This is a genomic window from Mobilicoccus massiliensis, assembly GCF_000826525.2.
In the GTDB taxonomy this organism is placed as follows: Bacteria; Actinomycetota; Actinomycetes; order Actinomycetales; family Dermatophilaceae; genus Mobilicoccus; species Mobilicoccus massiliensis.
This window is the reverse complement of sequence record NZ_LN651329.1, coordinates 132,050-158,276: the sequence shown is the minus strand read 5'-3', so window position 1 is coordinate 158,276 and position 26,227 is coordinate 132,050. Positions and strand designations below refer to the sequence as shown.

The 26,227-nt window shown below is 70.6% G+C and carries 23 protein-coding genes and 2 tRNA genes; 8 read left to right on the top strand and 17 right to left on the bottom strand.

Going from position 1 to position 26,227, the window contains the following annotated elements; genetic code table 11:
- Positions 1-4 precede the first annotated feature (4 nt).
- The gene (gene leuC, locus BN1197_RS08515) at positions 5-1,396 is read right to left on the bottom strand and encodes a 3-isopropylmalate dehydratase large subunit (protein ID WP_040158400.1); all 1,392 of its coding nucleotides are present in this window, start codon (positions 1,394-1,396) and stop codon (positions 5-7) included.
- Between the two features lie 112 nt (positions 1,397-1,508).
- Here leuC and BN1197_RS08510 point away from each other — a divergent pair, with 112 nt between their 5' ends.
- Positions 1,509-2,264 (top strand): IclR family transcriptional regulator, encoded by a 756-nt coding sequence (locus tag BN1197_RS08510; protein WP_040158397.1) that lies wholly within the window; start codon positions 1,509-1,511, stop codon positions 2,262-2,264.
- Positions 2,265-2,410: 146 nt separating this feature from the next.
- Positions 2,411-3,508 (top strand): GNAT family N-acetyltransferase, encoded by a 1,098-nt coding sequence (locus BN1197_RS08505; RefSeq protein WP_082043742.1) that lies wholly within the window; start codon positions 2,411-2,413, stop codon positions 3,506-3,508.
- Between the two features lie 72 nt (positions 3,509-3,580).
- Here BN1197_RS08505 and BN1197_RS08500 read toward each other — a convergent pair.
- Together BN1197_RS08500 and BN1197_RS08495 are read right to left on the bottom strand one after the other, a co-directional pair.
- Positions 3,581-3,653, bottom strand: a tRNA-Glu gene (locus tag BN1197_RS08500).
- A gap of 68 nt (positions 3,654-3,721) precedes the next feature.
- A tRNA-Gln gene (locus BN1197_RS08495) sits at positions 3,722-3,793 on the bottom strand.
- Positions 3,794-4,429: 636 nt separating this feature from the next.
- On the opposite strand from BN1197_RS08495, the gene BN1197_RS08490 reads away from it, so the two are divergent.
- Positions 4,430-6,130 carry a glutamine--tRNA ligase/YqeY domain fusion protein gene (locus tag BN1197_RS08490; protein WP_040158395.1) on the top strand — a complete coding sequence of 567 codons (1,701 nt, stop codon included), beginning with the start codon at positions 4,430-4,432 and terminating at the stop codon, positions 6,128-6,130.
- An 89-nt stretch (positions 6,131-6,219) separates the two neighbouring features.
- Positions 6,220-7,131, top strand: coding sequence for an NAD-dependent protein deacetylase (locus tag BN1197_RS08485; RefSeq protein ID WP_245851859.1), 912 nt, complete (start codon positions 6,220-6,222; stop codon positions 7,129-7,131).
- A gap of 90 nt (positions 7,132-7,221) precedes the next feature.
- Here BN1197_RS08485 and BN1197_RS08480 read toward each other — a convergent pair whose 3' ends face one another.
- The 4 genes from BN1197_RS08480 to BN1197_RS08465 all read right to left on the bottom strand — a co-directional run bounded on the left by BN1197_RS08480 (position 7,222) and on the right by BN1197_RS08465 (position 11,367).
- Entirely contained in the window at positions 7,222-7,938 is a 717-nt protein-coding gene (locus tag BN1197_RS08480; protein ID WP_040158389.1) for an HAD family hydrolase, read from the bottom strand.
- Positions 7,939-8,045: 107 nt separating this feature from the next.
- Positions 8,046-9,596, bottom strand: a complete 1,551-nt coding sequence (gene gltX / locus BN1197_RS08475) for a glutamate--tRNA ligase (RefSeq protein WP_040158386.1) — start codon at positions 9,594-9,596, stop codon at positions 8,046-8,048.
- Between the two features lie 126 nt (positions 9,597-9,722).
- Entirely contained in the window at positions 9,723-10,499 is a 777-nt protein-coding gene (locus BN1197_RS08470; RefSeq protein WP_040158383.1) for a fumarylacetoacetate hydrolase family protein, read from the bottom strand.
- Between the two features lies 1 nt (position 10,500).
- On the bottom strand, positions 10,501-11,367 hold the full coding sequence (locus BN1197_RS08465) for an SGNH/GDSL hydrolase family protein (RefSeq protein WP_082043740.1): 867 nt from the start codon (positions 11,365-11,367) through the stop codon (positions 10,501-10,503).
- 301 nt (positions 11,368-11,668) lie between these two features.
- Between BN1197_RS08465 and BN1197_RS08460 the strand changes: the two genes are divergently transcribed.
- Positions 11,669-12,529 carry a hypothetical protein gene (locus tag BN1197_RS08460; RefSeq protein ID WP_040158378.1) on the top strand — a complete coding sequence of 287 codons (861 nt, stop codon included), beginning with the start codon at positions 11,669-11,671 and terminating at the stop codon, positions 12,527-12,529.
- Positions 12,530-12,798: 269 nt separating this feature from the next.
- Positions 12,799-13,155, top strand: a complete 357-nt coding sequence (locus tag BN1197_RS08455) for a hypothetical protein (RefSeq protein ID WP_040158376.1) — start codon at positions 12,799-12,801, stop codon at positions 13,153-13,155.
- 111 nt (positions 13,156-13,266) lie between these two features.
- Here BN1197_RS08455 and BN1197_RS08450 read toward each other — a convergent pair whose 3' ends face one another.
- The 4 genes from BN1197_RS08450 to BN1197_RS08435 form a co-directional block, all read right to left on the bottom strand.
- Positions 13,267-13,755 carry a DUF1707 domain-containing protein gene (locus BN1197_RS08450; RefSeq protein ID WP_040158374.1) on the bottom strand — a complete coding sequence of 163 codons (489 nt, stop codon included), beginning with the start codon at positions 13,753-13,755 and terminating at the stop codon, positions 13,267-13,269.
- Between the two features lie 130 nt (positions 13,756-13,885).
- On the bottom strand, positions 13,886-14,971 hold the full coding sequence (locus BN1197_RS08445) for a branched-chain amino acid aminotransferase (RefSeq protein ID WP_040158814.1): 1,086 nt from the start codon (positions 14,969-14,971) through the stop codon (positions 13,886-13,888).
- A gap of 248 nt (positions 14,972-15,219) precedes the next feature.
- A complete protein-coding gene (locus tag BN1197_RS08440; protein ID WP_052466397.1) occupies positions 15,220-16,290 on the bottom strand; it encodes a 3-isopropylmalate dehydrogenase in 1,071 nt (356 codons plus the stop codon).
- 63 nt (positions 16,291-16,353) lie between these two features.
- Entirely contained in the window at positions 16,354-17,592 is a 1,239-nt protein-coding gene (locus BN1197_RS08435; protein ID WP_176489729.1) for a C40 family peptidase, read from the bottom strand.
- 291 nt (positions 17,593-17,883) lie between these two features.
- Between BN1197_RS08435 and BN1197_RS08430 the strand changes: the two genes are divergently transcribed.
- The gene (locus BN1197_RS08430; protein ID WP_082043738.1) at positions 17,884-18,123 is read left to right on the top strand and encodes a (2Fe-2S)-binding protein; all 240 of its coding nucleotides are present in this window, start codon (positions 17,884-17,886) and stop codon (positions 18,121-18,123) included.
- Positions 18,086-18,574, top strand: coding sequence for a bacterioferritin (gene bfr / locus BN1197_RS08425; protein ID WP_040158366.1), 489 nt, complete (start codon positions 18,086-18,088; stop codon positions 18,572-18,574). The genes BN1197_RS08430 and bfr overlap by 38 nt, the downstream gene beginning before the upstream one ends.
- Positions 18,575-18,716: 142 nt before the next feature.
- On the opposite strand, the gene ilvC is transcribed toward bfr, so the two are convergent.
- The 6 genes from ilvC to BN1197_RS08395 all read right to left on the bottom strand — a co-directional run bounded on the left by ilvC (position 18,717) and on the right by BN1197_RS08395 (position 26,153).
- Positions 18,717-19,745, bottom strand: coding sequence for a ketol-acid reductoisomerase (gene ilvC / locus BN1197_RS08420; protein WP_040158364.1), 1,029 nt, complete (start codon positions 19,743-19,745; stop codon positions 18,717-18,719).
- Positions 19,746-19,838: 93 nt separating this feature from the next.
- Positions 19,839-20,342 (bottom strand): acetolactate synthase small subunit, encoded by a 504-nt coding sequence (gene ilvN, locus BN1197_RS08415; protein ID WP_052466267.1) that lies wholly within the window; start codon positions 20,340-20,342, stop codon positions 19,839-19,841.
- Positions 20,339-22,222 carry an acetolactate synthase large subunit gene (locus BN1197_RS08410; protein WP_040158362.1) on the bottom strand — a complete coding sequence of 628 codons (1,884 nt, stop codon included), beginning with the start codon at positions 22,220-22,222 and terminating at the stop codon, positions 20,339-20,341. Before BN1197_RS08410 ends, ilvN begins: the two co-directional genes overlap by 4 nt.
- Before the next feature lie 401 nt (positions 22,223-22,623).
- Positions 22,624-24,381, bottom strand: a complete 1,758-nt coding sequence (locus BN1197_RS08405) for a reprolysin-like metallopeptidase (protein WP_217991174.1) — start codon at positions 24,379-24,381, stop codon at positions 22,624-22,626.
- Between the two features lie 299 nt (positions 24,382-24,680).
- Entirely contained in the window at positions 24,681-25,205 is a 525-nt protein-coding gene (locus tag BN1197_RS08400; protein ID WP_052466265.1) for a SixA phosphatase family protein, read from the bottom strand.
- A 90-nt stretch (positions 25,206-25,295) separates the two neighbouring features.
- A complete protein-coding gene (locus BN1197_RS08395) occupies positions 25,296-26,153 on the bottom strand; it encodes a DMT family transporter (RefSeq protein WP_040158356.1) in 858 nt (285 codons plus the stop codon).
- Positions 26,154-26,227 lie beyond the last annotated feature (74 nt).

The following is a 26,227-nucleotide window of genomic DNA, read 5'->3' as shown; positions in this document are numbered from 1 at the left end:
CGGATCAGAGGTCGGCAGGCGCGGCGAGACGGCCACGCACGGCGGTCGCGGCGGCCACGGCGGGGCTGACGAGGTGGGTGCGTCCGCCCTTGCCCTGGCGACCCTCGAAGTTGCGGTTGCTCGTCGAGGCGCACCGCTCCCCCGGCGCGAGCTTGTCGGGGTTCATCGCGAGGCACATCGAGCAACCCGGCAGTCGCCATTCGGCGCCGGCCGCGGTGACGACGGCATCGAGTCCCTCGGCCTCCGCCTGTGCGGCGACCTGCGCCGAGCCGGGCACGACGAGCATCCGGACACCGTCGGCGACCCGGCGTCCGTCGAGCACCCCGGCCACCGCCCGCAGGTCCTCGATGCGCCCGTTCGTGCACGACCCGACGAACACGGTGTCGACGGCGACCTCGCGCAACGGGGTGCCGGCCGTCAGGCCCATGTAGGCGAGCGCGCTCTCGGTGGCCCGCCGCTGCTCCTCGTCGTTGATCTGCGCCGGATCGGGCACGCGGGCGCCGAGGGGGGCTCCCTGACCGGGGTTCGTTCCCCACGTGACGAACGGCGTGAGCTCGGTCGCGTCGAGACGCACCTCGGTGTCGAACACGGCGTCGTCGTCGGTGCGCAGCGTCTTCCAGTACTCGACCGCCGCGTCCCAGTCCTTTCCCTGCGGCGCGTGCGGGCGCCCCTCGAGGTAGGCGAACGTCGTCTCGTCCGGTGCGATCATGCCGGCGCGGGCCCCGGCCTCGATCGACATGTTGCACATCGTCATGCGGGCCTCCATCGACAGGCCCTCGATCGCGCTGCCGCGGTACTCGATGACGTGGCCCTGCCCACCGCCGGTGCCGATCTGTGCGATCACCGCGAGGATGACGTCCTTGCTCGTCACACCCTCCGGCAGCTCGCCGTCGATCGTCACCGACATCGTCTTGAACGGCTTGAGCGGCAGCGTCTGGGTGGCCATGACGTGCTCGACCTCGCTCGTGCCGATGCCGAACGCGAGTGCGCCGAAGGCACCGTGCGTGGAGGTGTGGGAATCGCCGCACACGACGGTCATGCCGGGCTGGGTGAGCCCCAGCTCGGGGCCGATGATGTGGACGATGCCCTGGTGGACGTCGCCCATGGGGTGCAGACGGACGCCGAACTCCTCGCAGTTGCGGCGCAGCGTCTCGACCTGGGTGCGACTCGTCGGGTCCTCGATCGGGCCCGGCAGCGTGGGGACGTTGTGGTCCTCGGTGGCGATCGTGAGGTCGGGACGGCGGAGCCGGCGACCGGCCAGACGCAGGCCGTCGAACGCCTGCGGGCTCGTCACCTCGTGCACGAGATGGAGGTCGATGTAGAGCAGATCGGGCTCGTCGTCGGCGGAACGCACGACGTGGTCGCGCCAGACCTTCTCGGCCAGAGTGCCGCTCATGGTGCTCCTTCGCGATCGCTGCCAGGCGGTCTGCCCAGGCTAGGGTGACGGTCCGACAAGTTCAGGATGTGAAGCGCTTGCGTCTCATGAGACGAGACGGCAAGATGCGCTCATGGAGAAGAGCAGCGGTGTAGGAGTCCTCGACAAGGCCGCGACCGTGCTCGGCGCACTCGAGGCCGGGCCCGCGACGTTGGCACAGCTCGTCGCGAGTACCGGATTGGCACGTCCGACGGCCCATCGCCTGGCCGTGGCGCTCGAACATCACCGGCTCGTCTCCCGGGACATGCAGGGCCGGTTCATCCTCGGCCCGCGCCTCGGCGAACTCGCCTCCGCCGCCGGTGAGGACCGCCTGCTCGCCGCCGCCGGCGCCGTGCTCGGCGCGCTGCGCGACCACACCCACGAGAGCGCGCAGCTCTTCCGCCGCCAGGGCGACATGCGCATCTGCGTCGCCGCGGCCGAGCGGCCGATGGGCCTGCGCGACTCGATCCCCGTCGGGGCCACCCTGTCGATGCTCGCCGGCTCGGCCGCCCAGGTGCTCCTCGCCTGGGAGGAGCCCGACCGTCTCCACCGCGGTCTGCAGGGCGCGGAGTTCACCGCGACCACCCTGTCGGGCGTCCGGCGCCGTGGCTGGGCGCAGAGTGTCGGCGAACGCGAGCCCGGAGTCGCCTCCGTCTCCGCCCCGGTGCGCAACCCGGCCGGCAGGGTCATCGCTGCGGTGTCGATCTCGGGCCCCATCGAACGCGTCTCCCGCCAGCCCGGCCGCCTCCACGCGGCCACCGTCGTGGCCGGTGCCAACAAGCTCACCGAGGTCCTCGCCCGCGCCCACGCCGCACAGCAGCAGAACTCGCAGGCGGACAAGTCTTCCTGAACCGGGGCGTCCGGCCGTACCATCACCGGCCGTCCCGCCCGGTGATGGCAGATGGGATGGGAGTGGCGCGGGGGTGAGCACCCCACCGGAGCCGCCATCCCAGCTGCCGTCACGCTCCGGGTCGGGGCCTGAGCGAGGAGAAGGGCATGGGTCTGAGCATCACCGCGGTCAGGCGTGCGCTTCCGGAGGACCTGGCGCACGTCCGGGTCGTGGAGCTCGCAACCGAGGGTCGGTCGGGCGAGACCGAGGTCGATGCGAGCGCACCAACCGCCGAAGACACCCGGGAGGGAACGCTGCTCGTCATCGGGCAGCCGCCCGCCGGTTTCGCCCGTGTCGTGCAGCGTGACGGCGTCCACCACCTCGAAGCGCTCGCCGTACACCCGCGAGCCGCCGGCCGGGGCCTCGGCACGAGCTTGGTGCGCGCCGCCTACGGGCTCGTGCTCGATGCGGGAGCGGACTCACTCACCGCGTCACCCACGAGCGGAGCGTCGTGGTTGCTCGAGCGCGGCTTCCAGCCTGGGCCCGGCAAGACGCCGGACGCCTTGTACCGGTACATCGAGGACTCCCCCGCACCGACACCGGCGGTGAGCGTCGTCCCCGTCCGCGACGGCGACGGCGGCCTCGAGGTGTTCGTCCAGCATCGCGTGGGCTCGATGGACTTCGTCCCCAACGCGGTCGTCTTTCCGGGCGGCCGCGTCGACCCGGGCGACGCCGAACTGGGCGCCGAGCTCGATCTGCCCGATGATCTCGTGGCCGAGCACCAGGCCGCGTGGGCGTGCGGCCATCACGAGCGGTGGGGTGAGGAGCACCAGGCCGTGCGAACGGCGCTCGCGACCGGTGTACGCGAGGTCGCCGAGGAGACCGGTGCGCGCATCGACCCCGCCGCCCTCGTGCCGTGGGACGAATGGATCACGCCCGTCGGCAGCGCCAAGCGGTTCGACGTGCGGTTCTTCCTGCTCCCCGTGCGAGATCGCGGCCTCGCCAACGCGATGCAGCACACGACGACCGAGGCGCATCTGTCGGAGTGGACGCCAGTTTCCGAACTGGCCGCCGGCGCAGAGGCCGGCTCACTCCTGCTCGTCGCGCCGACCCGGGTGCTGGTGGAGGAACTGCTCACGCTCGGGTCGGTCGCTGCGGCGATGCGCCTGCGTCCGCGCATCGTCCCGGTGCGGCACGACCTCTGCCCGCTCCCTGCCCAGCGCGGACGCCTGAACCGGCTCGACGCACCCGTCGCCACCGACTGATCGCTCGAACCGTCGAACAGTCCGAGAACGACGAAGACCCGCCCCCTGCAGGGAGCGGGTCTTCGTATCGTGTAGCCCCGACCGGATTCGAACCGGCGCTACCGCCTTGAGAGGGCGGCGTGCTAGGCCACTACACAACGGGGCCAGGAACAGCGTCGAAAGACTAGCTGAACACTCGTCCTTCTCCTAATCGGGTGAAACACCTGATCAGAGCTGGGGTACCAGGACTCGAACCTAGACTAACTGAACCAGAATCAGTCGTGCTGCCAATTACACCATACCCCATGGGGTATCCCGAGCGATGTCCTCGACAGGCGAGAGCGATCGGCTCGCGATCACGAGGACTCACTCTAGCCGCCCGAGCGTGTCGCGCCCAAATCCGGATCTCTACGTGAGGGACGACGACTCACGTCACGGGAACGGCCGGGCAGCGTCGCGTTGTCCCGGTGTCGACCGGTCGCCTTCACGCCCCTGCCGTCGAGCGTGCGCGACTCGCCCACCGAAGCGCGATGTGCGGCCCGGACGCGCCCTCGAACGAGTGGCTGCGAGGAGATCTCGCGCAACAAAGACCGGTCAGCGTCCGACGCCGCGATGACCCCTAGCCCGCTGACCTGGGCAGATTCGAGAACCCGCCGTCCAAGCGAGGGGATTGACCGGTCTTTGTTGCGCGAGATCTGCGTCGCCCTGCCGACTCAGCCCGCCTGCGCGCCCGGTCGAGGCCACTCCGCGATGGCCCCGCGCCGACGCCGTGCCACCCCCGCCCTGATCGCCCTGGGAGCACCCCCGAGTCACCCGCGCTTCACGCGACCACGGCCTGGGTCGGGCGATGCGCCGCGAGGTGCCAGCGTCGAGGCCCGGGAGGGGGTCGTCACCCGTGGACCGTGCCGGGCCGCGGGGCGGTCGCACGGTAGGATTCCACCCATGACCGAGGCCGTGAACCCCGCCCCCACCAGCGACTTCGTGCGTGACGAGATCCGTGCGGACAACGAGGCCGGCACCTACGGCGGTCGTGTGCAGACCCGGTTCCCTCCCGAGCCCAACGGTTATCTGCACATCGGTCACGCAAAAGCGATCTGCGTCGACTTCGGTATCGCGAAGGACTTCGGCGGCGTCTGCAACCTGCGCCTCGACGACACCAACCCCGACACCGAGGACGTCGAGTACGTCGACTCCATCCGCGAGGACATCGCGTGGCTCGGCTACGAGCCGCAGTCGGTGCTCTTCGCCTCCGACTACTTCGAGCAGCTGTACACCTGGGCCGAGCTGCTCATCGGCCAGGGTCTCGCCTACGTCGACGAGCAGGACGGCGAGACGATCTCTGCCCAGCGTGGCGGTTACGGCAAGCCCGGAGTCGAGTCGCCGTTCCGCGACCGGCCGGTCGAGGAGAGCCTCACCGAGTTGCGCAAGATGCGCGCCGGGGAGTACCCGGACGGGTCGCGGGTGCTGCGGGCGAAGATCGACATGCAGCACGAGAACATGCAACTGCGCGACCCGGTCATGTACCGCATCCGCCGCAGCAACCATCACCGCACGGGTGACACGTGGTGCATCTACCCGACCTACGACTGGGCGCACGGGCAGTCCGACGCCATCGAGGGCGTGACGCATTCGCTGTGCACGTTGGAGTTCGGCAGCAACCGCGCCCTCTACGACTGGTACCTCGCGCACCTGCCACTCGAGCAGGCGCCCCCGAAGCAGCGGGAGTTCGCGCGCCTCGAGCTCACGCACACGGTGACGAGCAAGCGGCGTCTGCGTCAGCTCATCGAGAACGGTGTCGTCGACGGCTGGGACGACCCGCGCATGCCCACGATCTCGGCGCTGCGTCGCCGTGGCTACCCGCCTGCCGCGATCCGGGAGTTCTGCGCCTACATTGGTCTGACCCGCACCAACAGCCGGCACGACATCGAGCTGCTCGAGAGCTTCGTCCGCAAGCACCTCAACCTCACCTCGCAGCGACGTATGGCAGTGCTTCGCCCGCTCAAGGTGGTCATCGACAACTGGCCCACCGACGCCTCCGGCGCGCCGGTCGTCGAGTACTTCGACGTCGTCAACAACCCGGAGAACCCCGACGACGGCATTCGCAGCGTTCCGTTCTCCGGTGAGCTGTGGATCGAGCAGGACGACTTCGCCGAGGTGCCGCCGCCGAAGTTCTTCCGCCTCTCCCCCGGTCGGGAGGTTCGGTTGCGTGGCGCTTACCTCGTGACGTGCACCGATGTCGTCAAGAACGACGCGGGCGAGGTCGTCGAGGTGCACGTGACGATGGACCCGGAGTCCCGCGGGGGCACCGCCCCCGACGGCCGCAAGGTCAAGTCGACGATGCACTGGGTCTCCGCCGCCCACGCTGTCAACGCCCAGGTCGCGCTCTACGAACGGCTCTTCTCCGCACCTGCCCCCGGCGAACGCACCGGTGACGTCATGGACGACCTCGATCCGCACTCCCGTGAGCTGCTCACGAACGCCAAGGTCGAACCGGCCCTCGCCGACACCGCCCCCGGCGAGGTCGTGCAGTTCGAGCGCCTCGGCTACTTCGCCCACGACCCCCGCACGCCCATGCTCTTCCACCGCACCGTGGGCCTGCGCGACGAGTGGGCCAACATCCAGAAGCGTCAGAACAAGGGCTGAAAGCCGGCGCTCCTCGCGGGAGTTCGTGCCGGGGCGCGGCGGAGCCGGGTGTCGCGCGACGCATGCGGTCCACCCCCGATAATGGCGGCGTGACCGCACCTCACCCCGACGCCGCCATGCTCGAGGCGATCGCCGACCTCGTCTCCGGCGGCGACGTGTGCGTCCTCACCGGCGCGGGCATGAGCACCGAGTCGGGGATCCCCGACTACCGCGGCCCGGACGGGCAGCGACGCGTGCAGCCGATGCAGTACTCGGAGTTCGTCTCCGGGCCGCAGTCGCGTCGCCGGTATTGGTCGCGGGCGCACGTGGGGTGGGCTCGGTTCGCCTCGTCGCGCCCGAACGCCGGCCACCGTGTCGTCGCGGCGCTCCAGCGTGAGGGGTTCGTGTCGTCGCTCATCACGCAGAACGTCGACGGACTCCACCAGGAGGCGGGCGCGACCGATGTCCTCGAGCTCCACGGCACTCTCTCGCTCGTACGGTGCCTGACCTGCGACGACCGACTCCCCCGCGACCTCATGGAGCAGCGCCTCGCCCAGCTCAACCCCGGCTTCGCCGAGCGGGTCCGCACCGGCGAGATCCGCCCCGACGGCGACGTCACGCTGCCCGACGCCGACGTCGAGCGGTTCGTTCTCGCCGACTGCGGCCGGTGCGGCGCCGACACCCTCAAACCCCACGTCGTGTACTTCGGCGAGCAGGTGCCCAAGGATCGCGTCGCCCGCGCCTACGACGCGGTCGACGCCTCGCGATCGCTGCTCGTGCTCGGTTCGAGCCTGCAGGTGATGAGCGGATACCGGTTCGTCCGGCACTCCCACAAGGCCGGGCGCCCGGTCGCGATCATCACCCGTGGCCGGACCAGGGGCGACGGGGAGGCCACGTACCGCATCGACGCGGGACTCGGCGAGTCTCTCGTCGGCCTCGCCCGGCTCCTGGGCGTGCACGACGACTTCGGCCCGGTCGTCGACGGCGAGTACGCCACGGGGCTGCCGCTCGGTCTCACCTGAGCGGGGATCGCGAACGGCGCCGGAAGCACGCGTCTTCGTCGACGCCGGTGACGCCCGCCTCGGCCCCGGACGGGACCGCGCCAGCGCCCGTCAGGACGTCAGCAGAGGCAGCAGGTCGGTGAGCGTCGTGACGATGCGCACGCGCGGGTCGTCGACCTCGATCGCCCATCCGGCGTTGCGCGGTTCGGGCTTGTCCACGCGCTGCAGCCACGCGACGCGCATCCCGGCGGCGAGCCCTCCCTGAACGTCGGTCGGCAGCGTGTCGCCGACGATGATCGTCTCGGCCCGCGGCGTGCCGATCAACTCCATCGCGCGGGTGAAGACGGCCGGGTCGGGCTTGCCGACGCCCAGGGTGTCGGTGGTGACCACCGGTCCACGTCCGCGCAGGCCGACGGCGTCGAGCTTGACCTCGGTCTGTTCGGCGCCGGAGTTGGTGACGAACGCGATGCGCACCCCCGCCCGGGCGGCGGTGTCGAGCAGCTCGAGCGCGTCGTCGAACAACTCCTGGGAGCCGGCGAAGGCGACGCGGTAGGTGCTCTCGAAGGTCTCGAAGCCCTGCAGCGACAATCCCAGGCGTCGGCACGCCTCGTGGTAGCGGGCCGCCCGCATCTCGGCGAACGGAAACTCGCCCCGGGTGTAGCGGTCGAAGAAGTCACCGGGATCGTCGTAGAAGATCGCCGAGATCGCCTCGTGCACCTCGGCGGGCTCCCCCGGCCACGCCGTCGCCGCACCTCGCGCACACGAACTGCGCATCGCCGCCTGCGTGTCGACGAGCGTGTCGTCGATGTCGAGCAGCAGCCCACGCACCGGGGCGTCCCAACCGCCCCCTTTTCGCGCGGTCGTCGAGGAGACCGGGGTGCTGTCCGGTGCCGCGGTCCGACCGTGGCTCGTCCCACGTTCCGTCGAGGACGTCATCACAGCGAGGCGCGGAACGTCTTCAGCCGGGTCAGGGTGGCGTCGCGGCCGAGGATCTGCATCGACTCGAACAGCGGGGGCGAGACCTTCTTGCCCGAGATCGCCGTGCGCACCGGCCCGAACGCGAACTTGGGCTTGAGACCCTTGCCCTCGACGAGCGCGGATCGTAGCGCCGCCTCGATGTTCTCGTGAGTCCAGCCGCGGCCCTCACCGAAGACGTCACCCGGGGCGGTGGAGACGCCCTCCAGCGCCTCGATCGCCGCGTCGACGACCTGCGGCGCGTCGTCCTTGAGCTGTGCGCGGGCGTCCTCGTCGACGGGCACCGCGTCGTCGGGCACGTAGAACGGAGCGACGAGCGCACCGGCCTTGGTGAGGTGCGTCAGCCTCGGCTGGATGAGCGCGGTGACCGACTCGAGTCGTGCCAGCTCGGCCATCGTCGGGTTGGGCGGCACCGCGCCCTCGTCGATGAGGTGCGGCAGCAGGCGCGCGGCCAGCTCGTTCACGGGCAGCTCACGGATGTACACGCCGTTGAGCCAGTCGAGCTTGGTCAGGTCGAAGATCGGCCCGACGGGATTGATCTTGCTCCATTCGAACCCCTCGCTGAACTCGCGGAACGAGAACACCTCGCGCTCGGTGCGCTCCCCGTTCTCGTCGGTCTCGACGATCGGCGGGTAGCCCAGCAGCGCGAGGAAGTTGACGAGCGCCTCGGGCAGATACCCCTGCTCCCGGAACCACGTGAGTCGCGCCTCGGGATTCTTGCGCTTGCTGATCTTGGACTTGTTCGCGTTGCGCAGCAGCGGCATGTGGGCGAACTTCGGCTCCGGCAGGCCGAGCCAGCGGTAGAGCAGCAGGTGCTTGGGCGTGGAGGAGATCCACTCCTCGCCGCGCACGACGTGGGTGATGCCCATCTCGTGATCGTCGACGACGACGGCCATGTGGTAGGTCGGGAACCCGTCGGCCTTGCGGATGACCTGGTCGTCCGGGCGGGGCGCCTTGAGCCGGCCGCGGATGAGGTCGTCGAACTCCAGCGGGACGTCGTCGGGGATGAGCATGCGCACCACCGGCGTCTCGGAGAATCCCGGCAGCTCGGCCCGCTGCTCCTTGGTCATGCCGTGGCAGAGCCGGTCGTACCCCGTGACCGGCGACTTCGACCTCTCCTGCTCGGCCCGCAGCTCCCTGAGTCGCTCCGAGGAGCACCAGCAGTAGTAGGCGTGGCCGCTCTCGATGAGGCGCTCGATGTACGGCGCGTACGTGTCGAGTCGCTCCGACTGCCGGTACGGCGCGTACGGTCCTCCGACATCGGGCCCCTCGTCCCAGTTGAGCCCCAGCCAGTCGAGGGTGTCGAAGAGTTGCGCCTCGCTGTCCTCACGGAACCGCGCGCGGTCGGTGTCCTCGACCCGCAACACGAACCTCCCCCCGTGCTTGCGCACGAAGGCCAGGTTGAACAGGGCCATGTACGCGGTGCCGACGTGCGGATCGCCGGTGGGCGACGGCGCGACGCGAAGACGCGGCGTGATCGCGGAGGGCTCGGAGGCAGGTGTCGTCGTCATGATGGGCCCAGCCTACCGAGCACGACGGACAGGCCTTCGCCGCTCGGCCGGCCCCTGGACCCCGCGCGGCGCCGCCGCCGCGGCCTCGTGGGAAGGCCGGGTAGCGGCGGATCCGGACCAGGCGACTCAGCGCCGGACGAACGGGTTGGACAGGGTGCCGATCCCCTCGATCTCGACCTCGACGCGCTGACCGTCGGTGACCGGCCCGACCCCGGCCGGCGTGCCGGTGAGGATGATGTCGCCGGGCAGCAGCGTGAACGCCCGCGAGCACGCCTCGACGAGGGTGGGCACGTCGAACACCATGTCGGAGGTCCGGCCGTCCTGCACGACCTCGCCGTCGCGGCGCGTGACGAGACGAAGGTCCTCGGGGTCGAGGTCGGTCTCGATCCACGGTCCGAGCGGGCAGAAGGTGTCGAGGCCCTTGGCCCGCGCCCACTGTCCGTCTCCGCGCTGCAGGTCCCGGGCCGTGACGTCGTTGGCGCAGGTGTAGCCGAAGATCACGCTCTTGACCTGGTCGGCCGGCACGTCCTTGCACATGCGCCCGATGATCACCGCGAGTTCACCCTCGTAGCTCACCTCGTTCGTGAGGTCGGGCATGGCCACCGGATCGCCCGGTCCGACGACCGCAGTGTTGGGGACGAGGAACATCAGCGGCTTGGTGGGCAGGTCGTTGCCCATCTCCTTGGCGTGGTCGGCGTAGTTGCGGCCGATGCCGATGATCTTGCTGCGCGGGATGACCGGGGCGAGCAGCCGGGCGTCCGCCATGTCGACGCGCTGCCCGGTCCCGGAGACGGGCGTGTACAGCGGATCCCCGCCGACCTCGGCGATCCACTGCTCGTCGCCCTCGCCCTGCACGATGCCGTAGCGCGGGTCCTCCCCGGTGGTGAAACGTGCGATCCGCATGTCATCTCCTTCGCGTCAGCGACGTCAGGACGGCGTCTCCGATGACGCGATAGCCCTGGTCGTTCGGGTGGATGTCGCCGCGGCTGCACATCCACGTCCACGTGCAGATCCGCGCGACCCTGACCGGAACCCTGCCATGCCCGGGCAGGTCGACGCGACGCAGCCACCCGTCGTCGAACGGCTCGGTGACGTAGGCGACCCGCACGCCCGCGTCCCGGGCCGCTCCCCGGACGGCGGCGTTGACCCGGGTACGAACGATTCCCGAAAGGCTCGCGGCCACCCGGGTCGAGGTGCCGCGCAGGTAGGCGGCCTGGAAGGGGTCGTAGTAGTCGAGAACGAGGATCCGCGCGTTCGGGGCCGCGCGACGGAGCTCGGTGAGGAGCGAGGTCAGCCGAGGTCGAAGCCTGCCGACCGAGCGCTGGGTACAGCGCACGTCGACGCGGTACGTCCGCCCGCGTTCGGAGAGGCACCGCAGCAGATCGTTGGCGCCGAGCGAGACCGTCACCAGCGTCGTGTCGGGGTGGGCGCGCAGGAACGCCAGAGCCGCCGCGCGTTGGCTGCCCTCGCGATAGGCGCATCGCCCGCCGGTACGCATGGTCGAGGTGCTCTCCCCCGTGCAGGCGAGGTTCGTGATGCGCACCGGGGTGCCTCGCCGTGCCATGCCCGACGCCACCCGGGCGGCGTAACCGCCGCGCTTCTCATCCCCCTGCCCAGGCTGGTAGCCCGCCGAGAGCGAATCACCGAGCACCAGGTACGGCCGCACCGTCGCCGTCGTCTCGGCAGGGGAGGCGGCCGCGGTCGGCAGGCCCGCGGCGAACAGTCCCAGAACGAGCGAAAGAACGACGACACCCACACGCAGACAACGCATTTCGCCTCCTGAGAAGAGCGCGGTCCCGACCAGAGTACGGTCCGGCCACCAGCGACACCGGCCGCACGACGCGCAGGGATCTCGCGGCGGCGTGTCGCCGCCGGTCGGAGGCAGGGCGGCGGTGACGACCTACGCATCTCGCGCAACAAAGACCGGTCACTGGTGATGCCTCCAACAGGCACAACGGCGTGACCAGCGGAATCGCGCTTCCTCCCTGCCGCGGGTCGTCCCGTGACCGGTCTTTGTTGCGCGAGATCCGCCGGCACCTCGTCGCTCGCGGGCCTCGACTACCCTCGTCGCCGTGGAGCGACGGGCGGAACAGCAGTGGCAGGCGCAGGAACGAGCCCATACCGACGCGATCGACCACCTCACCGACGCCCACCTCGTCCGGCGGCGCGCCGGAGCCGGCCACCCCGTCGAGGACTTCCTCTTCGTCTACTACCGGCATCGGCCCGGGCAGATGCGGCGCTGGCATCCCGGAGCCGGGGTGAAACTCCTCGGTGACGATCCCCGCGGCCGTGGCGCCTGGGCGTTCTACTCCCACGACGAGGAGGGCGTCTTCCTCGACGTGGGCGCCTACCTCGCCAAACGGGGTGACACGGTGCGGTTCGTCCACGACCTGCTCGCGGCCACCGCCGCCCGGCCCCCTCACCTCGGGTGTTTCGGCCTGCACGAGTGGGCGATGGTGTACGCCCTCCGCCCGGGCGAGCAACGACACGAGAACTGGCCGTTGCGGCTCGGTCAGGCCGACACCGACGCGGTCACCGAGTCACTGCCGATCCGGTGCAGCCACTTCGACGCCTACCGCTTCTTCACCCCGGCCGCGCGTCCCCTCAACCTGCTCGCCCCCACCCGCGAGTCCCAGACCGACCACGAACAGCCCGGCTGTCTGCACGCGACGATGGACCTCTACAAGTGGGCGACGAAACTCGGTCCACTCGTCCCGGGTGCGCTGCTCGTCGACACGTTCCGGCTCGCCCGCTCGGCCCGCGAACTCGACATGCGGGCATCGCCCTACGACCTGCGCGAACTCGGCTTCGACCCCGTCCGCATCGAGACCACCGAGGGCCGGGCGATCTACGTCGCCGCCCAACGCGATCTCGCGACCCGGGCCGAGCCGATCCGTCGGCGTCTCATCGAGGTCTGCGCCGCCGTCCTCTGATGGGGCCCGTACCCTCGTGACGCCCTCCTGCGTCCGCGATGACGGCGCGGACGCCGCGCGGCAGACGACCGGTGCGTCCGCGCTTGGGGTCGGAGCGCACGCGTGAACAGCGGTCCCCGCCTGACGGTCGCCCCACCCGGCCGCACCTGTCGAAGATCCCACGACGTCCCGCGCCGCCCTATGCTGGAGTCCGGAGCAATCCAAGGCCGGTGTTCCTGCACGGGGTTGCCCACCGAGCGAGGAGCCCCGACCGACGAGGGGAGTCGAGGGTGGGTCGCACCACCGACCTCACCCGTCACCGCTGTCAGAGTGCCCGGTTCTCGCCGACCTTCGTCGCCACGGTCGCCGTCGTGGTGAGCTGCGGAGCAGTCGCCTGCATCCTGGGTCTCGCCTCCATGAACACGCACGACGTACTCGGGTACGACTTCGGCCAGACACCGGGTGCCTATCTCGCCTACGGGTTCCTGTTTTTCGGCGCGATGTGCGCCCTGGCCTGCGGCGTCGTCGCACTTGCGACGTATGCGTGGCAACGCCGGAGGGCGCGTCCTCGGACCGTCCGCAGCGACGTCATGGCTCTGGCGGCCCTCGTCGTCCTGCTGTCGACGGTCTGGCTTCTGACGCCATAGCCGAACCATCGGGTTCGCAGTCCGATCATGGCTGTCATGAGGGTGTTCACCCCTCAGTACGGGTGGCCGGCCCTCCCCGCGGTGCCGCGTGCGGTGCGCCAGAGTCGACGGTTACTCGTCAGCGGAGTCGTCGGCGGCGGAACCGCCTCGAGTCAGGGCAGGCAGCACGGTCCACACGATGGGGATGAGCAGGAACCACAGCCACGCCTGGTCCATCGAGTCGTTGGTGAGGAAGAACAACGCCACCGCGACGAGCGGGACGACGCCCTGGATCGCTCCGGCGATCTTGGGGTCGAGCCCGCGCCTGGAGCTCTGCGACACCTCTCCCGACGGATCGGGAACGGCCACCGCTGCGCCCGTGGGGCGCTCCTCGACGGGCGAGATCGGCGGGATGGGCGAGAGCCCACCACCGGTGTGAACGCCGCCGTCGACGTCCCGGAGGTCACCGCGTTCGATCGCCTCGACCTGCTCGATCGACTCCGCGCGTCGCAGAGCGGTGGTGCGACGCTCGTGCTCGCCGGCCTCCATGTAGCCGCGGCGCCACGCCTCGCCGAGCCTCTCGGCAGCTGCCTGCCGGGCCTGCTCGATGCTCTCGTCCATCGTCTCCCCGATCGTGGATGGTGACGTCGACTCTACGGGCCGCCCTCGGCGAACACGCATGAAGCACGGCGTCCGGCCGCGGCGGGGCGCGGCCGGATGCCGTCGCTCGAGTCGAGCTCCGTTACCCGGCTCAGACGAGCCGCTGCATCCACCCGCGGGTGTCGGCGGTCTTGCCGTACTGGAGGTCGAGCAGGGTCTCGCGGATCTTCATCGTGGTCTCACCCGGCTCGGTCGAGACCGTGCACTCGCCGCCATCCCACTTGAGGGTGCCGACGGGGGTGACGACGGCGGCGGTGCCGCACGCGAAGACCTCGGTGATCTCACCGCTCGCGACCCCGTCCTTCCACTCGTCGATGGGGATACGACGCTCGACGACCTGCAGGCCGAGCTCCGAACCGAGCTGGAGGATCGAGCTGCGCGTAATGCCCTCGAGAATGGTGCCGGTGAGCTCGGGGGTGACGAGGGTGCCGTCGCGGTGCACGAAGAAGATGTTCATGCCGCCGAGCTCCTCGATGTAGGTGTGGGTCGAGGAGTCGAGGAAGACGACCTGGTCGCAGCCGTGGGCGACGGCCTCCACCTGACCGGCCAGGCTCGACGCGTAGTTGCCGCCGCACTTGGCGGCGCCCGTGCCGCCCTCGCCCGCACGGGCGTACTCGGTGGAGAGCCACAGGGAGACGGGCTTGATGCCCCCCGAGAAGTACGCCCCCGCCGGCGAGGCGATGACGTAGAAGGTGGCCTCGTGAGAGGGCCGCACGCCGAGGAACGCCTCGGAGGCGATCATGAACGGGCGCAGGTACAGGCTGGTCTCACCGGTGCCGTACTCGGGCACCCAGTTCTTGTCGGCCTCGACGAGCACCTTGATCGACTCCACGAAGTCCTCGACCGCGAGCTCGGGAAGCGCGAGGCGGCGAGCACTGCGCTGCAGGCGCTCGGCGTTCGCCTCGGGCCGGAAGGCCCAGATCGAGTCGTCCTCGTGCCGGTAGGCCTTGAGGCCCTCGAAGATCTCCTGCCCGTAGTGCAGCACCCCGGCGGCCGGGTCGAGGGAGATGGGCCCGTACGGCAGGAGTTCGCCGTTCTCCCACCCGCCGTCACGAGTCCACTTGATGCGCACCATGTGGTCGGTCATCGTCTTGCCGAAGCCCGGGTCGGCGAGGATCGCGGTGCGCTCCTCGTCGGGCATGGGATCGGTGCGGCTGTTCGTGGTGAACGTGAGCATGGGCGGGATCCTCTCCACGGCGTCGGGGACGGGCACCCGAACGGTGGCGCCCATGGGTGGCGGGCGGCATCGGCGGGCGATCGTTCCCCCGCAGGGTAACGGACCCCGCCGACACCCCTTCGCCGAACGTGCGGGTCTCGTCCGGTGCGGGAGAGACTGCGGAAGAGGGCGTGGCTGGATACCCCCGCACCGACCTGCGGTTCGACCGACGACCGGCACCCAGCTCGTGAGGAGGACGCCAGGTCGCGTCAGGCGAGACGGGCGACGATGGCGTCGCCGACCTCGCTCGTGCTGCGGACGGCGCCTCCCCGCGCGGCGAGATCGGCGGTGACGGCCTCGTCGATGCGCGCGGCCTCGCCGGCGCGGCCGAGATGCGCCAGCAACATCCCCGCGGAGAGGATCGCCGCGGTCGGGTCGGCCTTGCCCTGCCCCGCGATGTCGGGTGCCGAGCCGTGCACCGGCTCGAACATGCTCGGCACCGACCGGTCGGAGTTGATGTTGGCGCTGGCCGCGAGGCCGATTCCGCCGCCGACGGCCGCCGCGAGGTCGGTGATGATGTCGCCGAAGAGATTGTCGGTGACGATGACGTCGAACCGGCCCGGGTCGGTGACCATGAAGATCGTCGCCGCGTCGATGTGCAGGTAATCGGTGGCGACGTCGGGGAACTCGGCCCCGACCTCCTCCACCGTGCGTCGCCACAGGTGACCGGCGTAGGAGAGCACGTTGTGCTTGTGCACGAGCGTGAGCCTGCGACGCGGGCGTGCCTGCGCCCGGGCGAACGCGTCCCGGACGAGCCGCTCGACGCCGAACCGGGTGTTGACGCTGACCTCGGTCGCGACTTCGGCGGGTGTCCCGACGCGCAGCGCGCCGCCGTTGCCCGTGTACGGCCCCTCGGTGCCTTCGCGCACGACGACGAAGTCGATGCCCTCGCCGGCCACCGCGTCGACGTCGAGAGGGCTGCGCGCTCCCGGGTAGAGCTTGGTGGGCCGCAGGTTGACGTAGTGGTCGAGTTCGAAGCGCAGGCGCAGCAACAGGCCGCGTTCGAGCACGCCGCTGGGCACGCTCGGGTCGCCGATCGCCCCCAGCAGGATCGCGTCGTGCCGGCGCAGGTCGGCCAGCGTCCCGTCGGGCAACGCCTCACCGGTCTCGTGCCAGACGCGGGCGCCGAGGGCGTAGTCCGTCGTCGTCAGCCCGTCGTCGCCGAGAACCGCACGCAAGACCTTGACCGCCTCGGCGGTGACCTCCGGGCCGATGCCGTCGCCGCCGATGACGGCGATGTCGAGGGGGTCGGCGGAGGAAGCGTCGGTGTGCGTCGGCATGGCCCACATCGTAGCCCGCGACGTCTCGGCAGGCGATACGCCCACCTCACGATGCGAGACGCGTCAGCGCACCCGCCCACCCGAGGGCAGCAGCGAGGATCGGTAGATCGAGGAGTACCGGATGTCGAGACCGGTGCGAGGCGCCTCGATCATCCGGCCGCCTCCGACGTAGAGGCCGACGTGGTGGATGGAACGCTCGGAGGACCCGAAGAACACGAGGTCGCCCGGCCTGAGTTCGGAGATCGGCACCCGCGACGTCCCGGCGTACTGCCACTGGGCCGTACGCGGCAGGCCTCGACCCGCCGAGTTCCATGACCCGACGGTGAGGCCGGAGCAGTCGAACGCCCCCGGCCCGTTGCCACCCCAGAGATAGGGCTTGCCGAGCTGCGCCGTGGCGAACGAGATGGCGGCCGCCGCTGCCGTGGAATCCGGAGCCGGCAGATCTGTCGGCGCAGGCTGCTCCGCCCCCGACGTGATCGGCCGCGCGGCACGAGCCTGTGCCTCCTGGGCCAGGCGGGCGCGCACGCGAGCCTGCTCGGCCGCCTGGGCCTCGGCCAGGAGCTGGGCCTGACGGCGCTGCTCCACCTCGACGCTGGTGCGTCGCAGCCGGGCCAGGCGAGCGACGAGCACCTTCTCTTCGGCTGCGAGGTCGGTCGCCTGCCGGTCGGCGCGGGCCGCGGACTTCTGGGCCGCGGAGAGCGCGCTCGCGGCCGCGGTGGCGGCGGACTTCTGACGGGCCTCGGCCTGCACGGCGGCCCGCTCGGCCTTCTGCGCCTCGGACTGCGCATCCCGCGAGCGGCGCAGGTGATCGGAGCGGTACTCCTGAGCCGCGCGCACGTCGGCCCGTGCCCGGGCCGGGTCGTCTCCACCGCCGAGCACGGTCGCGAGCCAGGCGAGATCGGGCAGGGCGGCATCGCCACGCATGTACAGCTGCGCGGCCATGTCCTCCTTGACGGCCTGGGACTGCTCGGCGCGCGCCGTGGCGGCCCGCGCCGCTGCCCGCGCCTCGACTGCCGCGGCCGTGGCCTTGCGAAGCTCTTCCCGGGCGCCGTTCGCGGCTTCGGCGGCGATCTCGGCGTCGACGTGCGCCTGCTCCACGGCTGCTCGCGCCCGCTCGAGACGAGCCTGGGCAGCTTCGACCGCGGACTCGCCACGCGTCACGGCGCGCTGCGCCGCATCGACCTCCGCCTGGGTCGTGCCGGGGCGGCCGTCGGGATCGGGCGTGGCCGACGCGCCGGCCGGGACACCGAACGTGAACGCGAGCGCGACGCAGAGGCCGGCACGGACGCGGGAGAGGGACATCGTCGAGAGCCTTTCGGATCGGCCGAACATCGGCAGGATCACCCTTGTCCGCATCGGCAGTTCACCGCCGCGATGAAGCGGAGGCGACGAGGAGATGACGCCGTGTCCTCTCCAGTGCAGCACGTGGCTCGCGACCCTGCTCGCCACGACGCGTCGATGTATACCGAATCCGGGTGCGTCGCAGAGATCGTCAGCGCGCGACGGGGATGACCGGAGGCGTTCTCGTCGCCGCGCCCACGAAGTCGTGCCGGTACTCCCCCGACGCGACCGAATAAGGCTAGGCTTACCTGCATGATCGTGTGCCACTGTGAGGTCGTCAGCGACCGCGACATCCGCAAGGCCGTCGACGACGGAGCATGCACCCTCGCTCAGACCTGCCGCGCCACCCGAGCGGGAACCGGGTGCGGCGCCTGCGTCTTCGGAGTTCGTGCCGTGCTGGAGACCTATACTCGCCAGGACCACATCACCTTGCACGAGCCCTTCGAGGAGACCGATGCAGCCACGCAGCCCCCGCGTCGTCGAGTTGCTTAACGACGCCCTGACGTTCGAACTCACGGTCGTCAACGCCTACTTCCTGCACGCCCGCATGCTCGACAACTGGGGCCTGCCCAAGCTCGGCAAGGTGTTCTACGACCTGTCGATCGGCGAGATGAAGGACGCGGACGAGCTCATCAACCGCATCCTCATGTTCGACGGGCACCCCAACGTGCAGCGCCTCAACCCCATCTCGGTGGGTGAGTCGGTCGAGGAGATGCTGCGCCTCGGTCTCGACAGCGAACTCACCGCGGTGCGGCAGTTCAACGACTCGGCGCAGGAGTGCCACGACCTCGGTGACCACGCCACGGCCAGCATCTTCGAGGAGATGGCCCGCGACGAGGAGATCCACGCCGACTGGTTCGAAGGCCAGCTCGACGCCGTGGCCCGCGCCGGCATCGAGAACTACACGGCCATGCAGGTCGCTCCCGGCGAGGCTCCCGCCTGAGCCACCTCACGCGGCCACGACATCGCGCGAATCACGCGCAATGACGTCGCGCGATGAGGCGCAATCACGAGGGCGGGGCCGGAGGATCATCCTCCGGCCCCGCCCTCGTGCGTGTTCGAGTTCGCGCGTGTTCGAGAACGTCTCAGCGCGCGGCCGAACCCTCGGTGTAGTCGGCGTCGCTGTCCTTGACCCAGGCCATGAGCTTGCGCAGCTCCTTGCCGGTGGCCTCGATCGGGTGCTTCGCGCCCTGCTCACGCAGCTTCGTGAACTCCGGCGCACCGGCGTCCTGGTCGTCGATGAACCGCTGGGCGAACGTGCCGTCCTGGACGTCCTTGAGCACGGCCTGCATGTTCTCCTTGACGTGCGGGTCGATGACACGCGGTCCGGAGACGTAGTCGCCGTACTCGGCCGTGTCGGAGATCGACCAGCGCTGCTTGGCGATGCCGCCCTCGATCATGAGGTCGACGATGAGCTTGAGCTCGTGCAGGCACTCGAAGTACGCGATCTCGGGCTGGTAGCCGGCCTCGACGAGCGTCTCGAAGCCGTACATGACGAGCTGGCTCGCACCGCCGCAGAGCACGGACTGCTCGCCGAACAGGTCGGTCTCGGTCTCCTCGGCGAAGGTCGTGCCGATGCCGCCGGCGCGCAGGCCGCCGATGGCCTTGGCGTAGGCCTTGGCGATGTCCCAGGCGTGACCGGACTCGTCCTTCTCGACGGCGAGCAGCACCGGAACGCCACGACCGTTGCTGTACTCGCGGCGCACGAGGTGCCCGGGCCCCTTGGGCGCGACCATGAACACGTCGACCCCGGCGGGCGGCTCGATGTAGCCGAACCGGATGTTGAAGCCGTGCGCGAACATCAGCGCGGCGTCGCTCTTGAGGTTGGGCTCGATCTGCTCGGCGTACACCTTGCGGGCGTGCTGGTCGGGCACGAGGATGACGACGATGTCGGCCTCCTTGGTCGCGTCCGCGACGGAGAGCACACGCAGGCCCTCCGCCTCCGCCTTCTCCCGGCTCTTGCTGCCCTCGGCGAGACCGATGCGCACGTCGACGCCGGAGTCGCGCAGGTTGAGGGCATGGGCGTGACCCTGGCTGCCGTAACCGATGACGGCGACCTTCTTGTCGGCGATGACCGACATGTCTGCATCGTCGTCGTAGAACATCTGTGCCACGAGGGAGCTCCTTCTCTTGGGTGGATCGGGGCGCCGCCGAGGCGGCTCGAGTTCGGGTGAACCTGGGTTGTGATGAGACGTGCGGCTCGGGTCTCAGTGCCGCGCGCCGCGATCGGTGATCGAGCGAGGGCCGCGACCGATCGCGACCATGCCCGACTGCACGAGCTCGCGAACCCCGTAGGGCTCGAGCAACGCGAGCAGCGCCTCGAGCTTCTCGACCTTGCCGGTCGCCTCGATCGTCACGGTGTCAGGCGTGACGTCGACGACGCGGGCGCGGAACAGGTCGACGGTCTCGAGCACGTGAGTGCGGGTCGCGGCGTCGGTGCGCACCTTGATGAGGATGATGCGGCGCTCGACGTACTGCTCCAACTCGACGACCTTGATGACCTCGATGAGCTTGTTGAGCTGCTTGGTCACCTGCTCGACCGGCAGTTCGTCGGCGTCGAAGACCACGGTCATCCGCGAGATGGCGGAGTCCTCGGTCTCACCCACCGCGAGGCTGCTGATGTTGAAGCCGCGCCGGGAGAACAGGGCCGCGATGCGCGTGAGCACACCGGGATGGTTCTGCACGAGCACCGAGAGCACGTGGCGGGTCATCGGGCACCTCCAGCCTTGTTGCCGGCGTTGTTCATGGCCTCGATCGCCTGGGTCTCGTCCTCGTCGGCACGGTCCCACACCGGCGAGACGCCGCGCGCGTACATGATCTCGTCGTTGCTCACGCCGGCGGGAACCATCGGCCACACCATCGCGTCACGGCACACGACGAAGTCGATGATCACCGGCACGTCGTTGATCTCCAGGGCCTTGCGGATCGTGTCGTCGACGTCCTCGACCCGCTCGCAGCGCAGTCCGACGCAGCCGTAGGCGTCGGCCATCTTGACGAAGTCGGGGATACGCGAGGAGTCGTGGCTCGTGTGCAGGTCGGTGTTGGAGTAACGCTCGTTGTAGAACAGCGTCTGCCACTGCCGCACCATGCCCAGGGAGCTGTTGTTGATGACCGCCATCTTGATGGGGATCTTGTTGATGACGCAGGTGGCGAGCTCCTGGTTGGTCATCTGGAAGCAGCCGTCGCCGTCGATGCCCCAGACGACGCGGTCGGGTTCGCCCACCTTGGCGCCCATCGCCGCCGGCACGCAGTAACCCATCGTGCCGAGGCCGCCGGAGTTGAGCCAGGCGTTGGGACGCTGGTACTCGATGAACTGTGCCGCCCACATCTGGTGCTGACCGACGCCGGAGGCGTAGATCGCCTCCGGGCCCGAGAGAGCACCGATGCGCTCGATGACGTACTGCGGGGAGAGCAGCCCACTCTCGGGCTCCGTCCATCCGAGCGGGTAGGTCTCCTTCCACGACTGGGCCTCGCTCTGCCAGGCCGCGTAGTCGGGGGTGAAGCCGGAGTCGGTGAGCTCGGTGATGAGGTCGGAGACGACCTCCTTGCAGTCTCCGACGATCGGCACGTCGGCGACGCGGTTCTTGCCCACCTCGGCCGGGTCGATGTCGGCGTGGATGACCTTGGCGAGCGGCGCGAACGTCGCGAGCTTGCCGGTGACACGGTCGTCGAAACGCACACCGAGAGCGATGATGAGGTCGGCCTTCTGGAGCGCCGTCACGGCCGAGACCGAGCCGTGCATGCCCGGCATGCCGAGGTGCAGCGGGTGGGAGTCCGGCACGACACCGCGCCCCATGAGCGTGGTGACGAGCGGGATCTGGGTGAGGTCCACGAGCTTGCGCAGTTCTTCACTCGCCCCCGAGCGCACGACGCCGCCGCCGAGGTAGAACACCGGGCGCCGCGAGGACACGATGAGCTTGGCGGCCTCGCGGATCTGCTTGCCGTGCGGCTTGGTCACGGGGCGGTAGCCCGGCAGGTCCATCTTCGGCGGCCACGAGAAGTTCGTGCGCGCCTGCAGGGCGTCCTTGGTGACGTCGACGAGCACGGGGCCGGGGCGGCCGGTCGAGGCGATGTGGAACGCCTCGGCGATCGCGCGCGGGATGTCGTCGGGGTCGGTGACGAGGTAGTTGTGCTTGGTGATCGGCATCGTGATCCCGCGGATGTCGGCCTCCTGGAACGCGTCCGTGCCGATCGCGGCGCTGCCGACCTGGCCGGTGATCGCGACGATGGGCACCGAGTCCATGTGCGCGTCGGCGAGCGCGGTGACGAGGTTCGTCGCACCGGGGCCGGAGGTGGCCATGCAGACCCCGACCTTGCCGGTGGCGGCGGCGTACCCCTCGGCCGCGTGTCCGGCCCCCTGCTCGTGGCGCACGAGAACGTGCCGGACCTTGGTCGAGTCCATGAGCGGGTCGTAGGCCGGAAGGATCGCACCGCCGGGCATCCCGAAGACGACCTCGACACCGACCTCCTCGAGAGACCGGACGAGGCTCTCGGCTCCGGTGAGGTCGACCACGGCCGGCTGGGCGGCCGTGGAGTCGTCGCGCTGGGGCCGCGGGGGCGGCGCAGGACGCGGGGCGCGTGGATCGGTCACGGTGGGTCACCGCTTTCGTGAGATCGATTCGTGTGGGACGAGATCGAGGACGGGACGAGTCGAGAGGCACGGTCGTGCACTCGATTCTGCCGCTTCACCCGCCGGAGCCGGTGAGGTGGTCCTCCCGGATCGGTCGATCCGGGTCTGCTCATGAAAAAACCCCGCCGTCCGCCGTGGGGACGATGGGGTTGCGCATCGACGGGATCTCGTCGATGCGCTCAGGTAATTACGAGGCTCAGGAGCATGGAGCCACCATGCCCGCGCCACGCGCCGGGGTCAAAGATTCGAGACGCGCTTCTCACCATGTGAACCGGGCGGTCGCCTGGGTCCCCTCGCGCCGCACCCGTCGACCGTTCCCTCGGTCCGCCGCGTTCACCGGGTCGGTGAGCCCTCCTCGGCGGTCAGCGGAAGGTCGCGGCTCGCCACGGCGACCAGGAACCCACCGAGGACCCCGACCGCGCACGCACCCTGACCTGGACGGTCACGCCGCGGGCGGCCCTGAGGGGTGCCGACGTGCGAGTCGTCCTCGCGTACCAGGTCTGCTCCCGGCCGGTCGATCGACCGACGACCCGGCGGACGACCGCGTCGTAGCGCACCGGCCCCCTTGCCGTCGACCTCCACGACACGATGCCCCGGGTCGAGATCGTCACCGACGGGGTCGCCGGACGCACGGCCGCGGTTCGCGGAGCCGCGGCACGAATCGGGGTGACGAGTCCCGCCCTGGCGCCCGCGAGGCCGCGACCGGCGCCGGTGAGGGTGATCGTCACCGACGCGCGCTCACCGCGGAGGGCGAGCACCGAGACCCCCACTCCTCCCCCGTAGGAGGTGAAGCGGGTACCCGCGGGCAGCGTCCAGGCCACGTCGTCGTCCCGGCCGGTCGGTGAGGCGTCGAGGGCGATCGATGCGGCCCACGGCTCTGCCCTGGTGGCGGCCTCCTCACGGAGGACGCGGACGCCGGCGGTCATCGGCAGGTAGAGGCGGGCGTCGCGACCGGTGCGGGTGCGGTACTCGACCCAGTAGATCGCCCCGTTACGGGGGTCGCGCACGCGGGCGCCGCGCACGCCGGTCAGGCTCGACACGGAGTCCAACGTCACGGTGCGCGAGCCGGTCACGTCGACGTAGTCACCGGCCGCGGCGAAGCCCAGACGGGCGGCCTGCGGAAGCGAGAGCGAGCCCGCCGCGTCCTGAGCCGAGGCCGACATGACGTCGAAGGGGTCGCCGTACTCCTCGATCCGGCATCCGGAACCCGGCCGCGCGAGGTTCGTGTCGGTCACCGAGCGACAACGCAAGGCCTTGGCGTGGGCGAGACCGAAGTTGTGACCGATCTCGTGGGCGAGCACCGGCCAGGCGGTGTCGGCCACGTAGGCGAGGCCGCCGCTGGAAACGCCCTCCCCCATCGACGCGAGGCCGTAGGAACAGCCGGCATCGCCGGCGGATCGGGGCAGGACCATGACGAGGTGCTTGCTCGGGCCCTCGACGAAGCCGGTGGCGCGGGCCGCCTCGGTCCACATCGAGAAGGCGTTGTCGTCGCACGAGAACGCCGAGGCGTAGGGCGTGGTGACCGACGCGAGCCGGAGGCCGAGCGTGCCGCGGCTCTGCTGGCGCCAGTACGCGTCCGCGCCGCGCAGCTGCGCGGTGACCTGCGCCATCGTGGGGACCGCCCCCTTGACGCCCTTGGGGACGACGATCGCGACCGTGACGTCGTGCGTCGCGGCGGTGGCGGCCGGCGCGACCTTCTGCGCATGAGCGAGCATCGTGACGCCCGTGGGCGCGACCGACGCCCCCTCGGCAACGGCGTGCTCCACCGTCGCGTCGGCCAGCTCGGAGCGGGCGGGCGCGGGGGTGGTCGTCGCGCGCCGCAGTTCCCGTCGGGAGATCTCGACCGGGCCGTCGCCGCCGGAGACGGCCTCACCGGCCATGACGTCGTCGACGACCTCGTCGGGCACGGGAACGGTGACCCGGACGCGGTCGCCCCTGGTGATGCCGACGGCGTCGCGAAGGGGCAGACGGCGTCCGTCGGACAGGCGGACGGCGCTGCCTTCGTCGGTCGGGGCGTCGGCGAGTTGCTCGACGATGCCCTCGATCACGACCTGCGCGTCGCCACCGGCTTGGGGTCCGGTGGCGAGCGCGGGGATCGGTGTTGCCAGGATCGCCGTCACGGCGACAGCGGTGAGAGAGACGATCCGTCGTCGATTCACACGCATCCTGCGTACCTCTCGTCCAGGCGCCGTCTCCATCCGTGGAGGCGGGCCGCCCGCGTGGCAGTCGGGCGGCAACCGGGATATCGGCCGCGCGGGGGTCATCCTGAACGCTGGAGGCCGCTAACTTGGACGCGCGTCGGTGATAGAACGTTCAACTACGGTGGAGTAACGACGAATTCGCGTCATCGTGGCTCGCGTGTGGCGTACGTCACTGCCACTCGGCGGCTATGTCGAGTTCGTCCCGGTCTACCCGCGGGTCAGGACGCGCGACCCTCACCCCACGTGACCAGCACCGTGCCGTCACCGGGGAAGTCGCTCCACTGGCCGGGATGAGAGATCACACCGAACGTCGCGGGTGGCCACGTCGACGGCCGCTCGCAGTGGGCCTCGACCTCCGACGCGAGATCGGGCACCGACGGGGAATGGCCGACGAGGACGACGACGCGTGCCTGCTCGGGAGCCGCCCGCACCGCCTCGACGAGATCCGCCACCTCGCCGTTGTAGAGCGCACGATCGATCCACACGTCGCCTGCCGCGAGACCGCCGCCGGCCATCGCCTCCCAGGTCTGACGGGTTCGCGTCGCCGAGCTGACGATCGCGACGTCGGCGCGCACCCCCTCCTCGACCAGCCGACGACCTGCGGCCTCGGCGTCCGCGCGCCCCCGAGCGGTGAGCTCGCGCCCCTCGTCACCGGTGTCGGAGGAGGACTGCGCCTCACCGTGCCGCATGACGACGACGAGCCGCAGATCGGAGTCGAGATCGGGTGTCTGCTGTGTGGTCATGGGCCCAGCATGCCCCGACCCCGAGCGGCCGTGCGACACAGCCCGGCCGGCATCCGGCGAGTCGATGACGAGCCGGGCGGAGGGTTCCCCTCAGGCTCGCCGGGGCGTCAACGCGAGCCCCACGGCCGCGGCGAGCACGACGACACCGCCGAGCACCGCCAGCGCCGCGGGGCGTTCGGCGAGCAGCAGCGAGGCGAGGACACCGGCGACGACCGGCTCGATCGTCGCGATGACCGAGGCGCGGGTGGCGGCGAGTCGCTGGAGCCCGGCACTGTGGCAGAGGTAGGCGACGTAGGTGCTCAACACCCCGACGCCCGCGACCGCCGGCCACGCCCGAGCGAGGGCGTCGGGCGAGTACACCGCGGGGCTTGCGAGGGGCGTGAGCGCGACGACGGCCACTCCGAGCGCGACGGCGAGGCACGCCGAAGGGTGATACCGCTGGTAGAACGCGCGACCGTAGAGGTAGTACAGCGAGTACGTGAAGCCCGCGAGCAGCCCGGCCCCGACGGAGAGGACCGAGACGGTCACCCCTGCGCCGCCACCGAGGGCGACGAGCCCCACGCCGACCACCGAGGCGACGACCGCGACGACCTCCACCGGGCCGAGCCGTTCGCGCAACACCGGCACGCTGAGCATGGCGACGAACGCCGGTGCCGTGTAGAGCAGCACGCTCGCGAGGCTCGCTCCCCCGGCCGCGACGGCCACCTGATACGCGCCGTAGAACACCGCTCCCGAGACCAGACCGAACAGGGCGGTGACGGCGAGATCTCGGCCCCGGGGGAACCGGGCCGAGACGACGAAGGCGTGAACCCCGAAGAGGACGGCCCCGGAGGCGGCCCGCCACCAGGCGACGTCGTACGGGCTCAGGCCGGCGCGCTGGGCGTAGGTGCCGAAGATGCCGAGGAGCCCCCACAACGCCGCCGCGACCAGCACCAACACGGCACCCACCAGTGGTGCTCGGGGCGGAGCCGCCGTCGGCACTGTCTCGGACCCCGAGGACGACCGCGACGACCGCCGGCCGC

Excerpts from the sequence above, each read along its gene's own strand:
- BN1197_RS08465 (WP_082043740.1), bottom strand. The coding sequence starts at position 11,367 with ATGCGTTGTCTGCGTGTGGGTGTCGTCGTTCTTTCGCTCGTTCTGGGA.
- BN1197_RS08470 (WP_040158383.1), bottom strand. The coding sequence starts at position 10,499 with ATGCGGATCGCACGTTTCACCACCGGGGAGGACCCGCGCTACGGCATC.
- BN1197_RS08490 (WP_040158395.1), top strand. The coding sequence starts at position 4,430 with ATGACCGAGGCCGTGAACCCCGCCCCCACCAGCGACTTCGTGCGTGAC.
- BN1197_RS08505 (WP_082043742.1), top strand. The coding sequence starts at position 2,411 with ATGGGTCTGAGCATCACCGCGGTCAGGCGTGCGCTTCCGGAGGACCTG.
- gltX (WP_040158386.1), bottom strand. The coding sequence starts at position 9,596 with ATGACGACGACACCTGCCTCCGAGCCCTCCGCGATCACGCCGCGTCTT.
- BN1197_RS08445 (WP_040158814.1), bottom strand. The coding sequence starts at position 14,971 with ATGCTCACGTTCACCACGAACAGCCGCACCGATCCCATGCCCGACGAG.
- bfr (WP_040158366.1), top strand. The coding sequence starts at position 18,086 with ATGCAGCCACGCAGCCCCCGCGTCGTCGAGTTGCTTAACGACGCCCTG.
- ilvN (WP_052466267.1), bottom strand. The coding sequence starts at position 20,342 with ATGACCCGCCACGTGCTCTCGGTGCTCGTGCAGAACCATCCCGGTGTG.
- BN1197_RS08435 (WP_176489729.1), bottom strand. The coding sequence starts at position 17,592 with ATGTCCCTCTCCCGCGTCCGTGCCGGCCTCTGCGTCGCGCTCGCGTTC.
- BN1197_RS08430 (WP_082043738.1), top strand. The coding sequence starts at position 17,884 with ATGATCGTGTGCCACTGTGAGGTCGTCAGCGACCGCGACATCCGCAAG.
- BN1197_RS08400 (WP_052466265.1), bottom strand. The coding sequence starts at position 25,205 with ATGACCACACAGCAGACACCCGATCTCGACTCCGATCTGCGGCTCGTC.
- leuC (WP_040158400.1), bottom strand. The coding sequence starts at position 1,396 with ATGAGCGGCACTCTGGCCGAGAAGGTCTGGCGCGACCACGTCGTGCGT.
- BN1197_RS08440 (WP_052466397.1), bottom strand. The coding sequence starts at position 16,290 with ATGCCGACGCACACCGACGCTTCCTCCGCCGACCCCCTCGACATCGCC.
- BN1197_RS08510 (WP_040158397.1), top strand. The coding sequence starts at position 1,509 with ATGGAGAAGAGCAGCGGTGTAGGAGTCCTCGACAAGGCCGCGACCGTG.
- BN1197_RS08450 (WP_040158374.1), bottom strand. The coding sequence starts at position 13,755 with ATGGACGAGAGCATCGAGCAGGCCCGGCAGGCAGCTGCCGAGAGGCTC.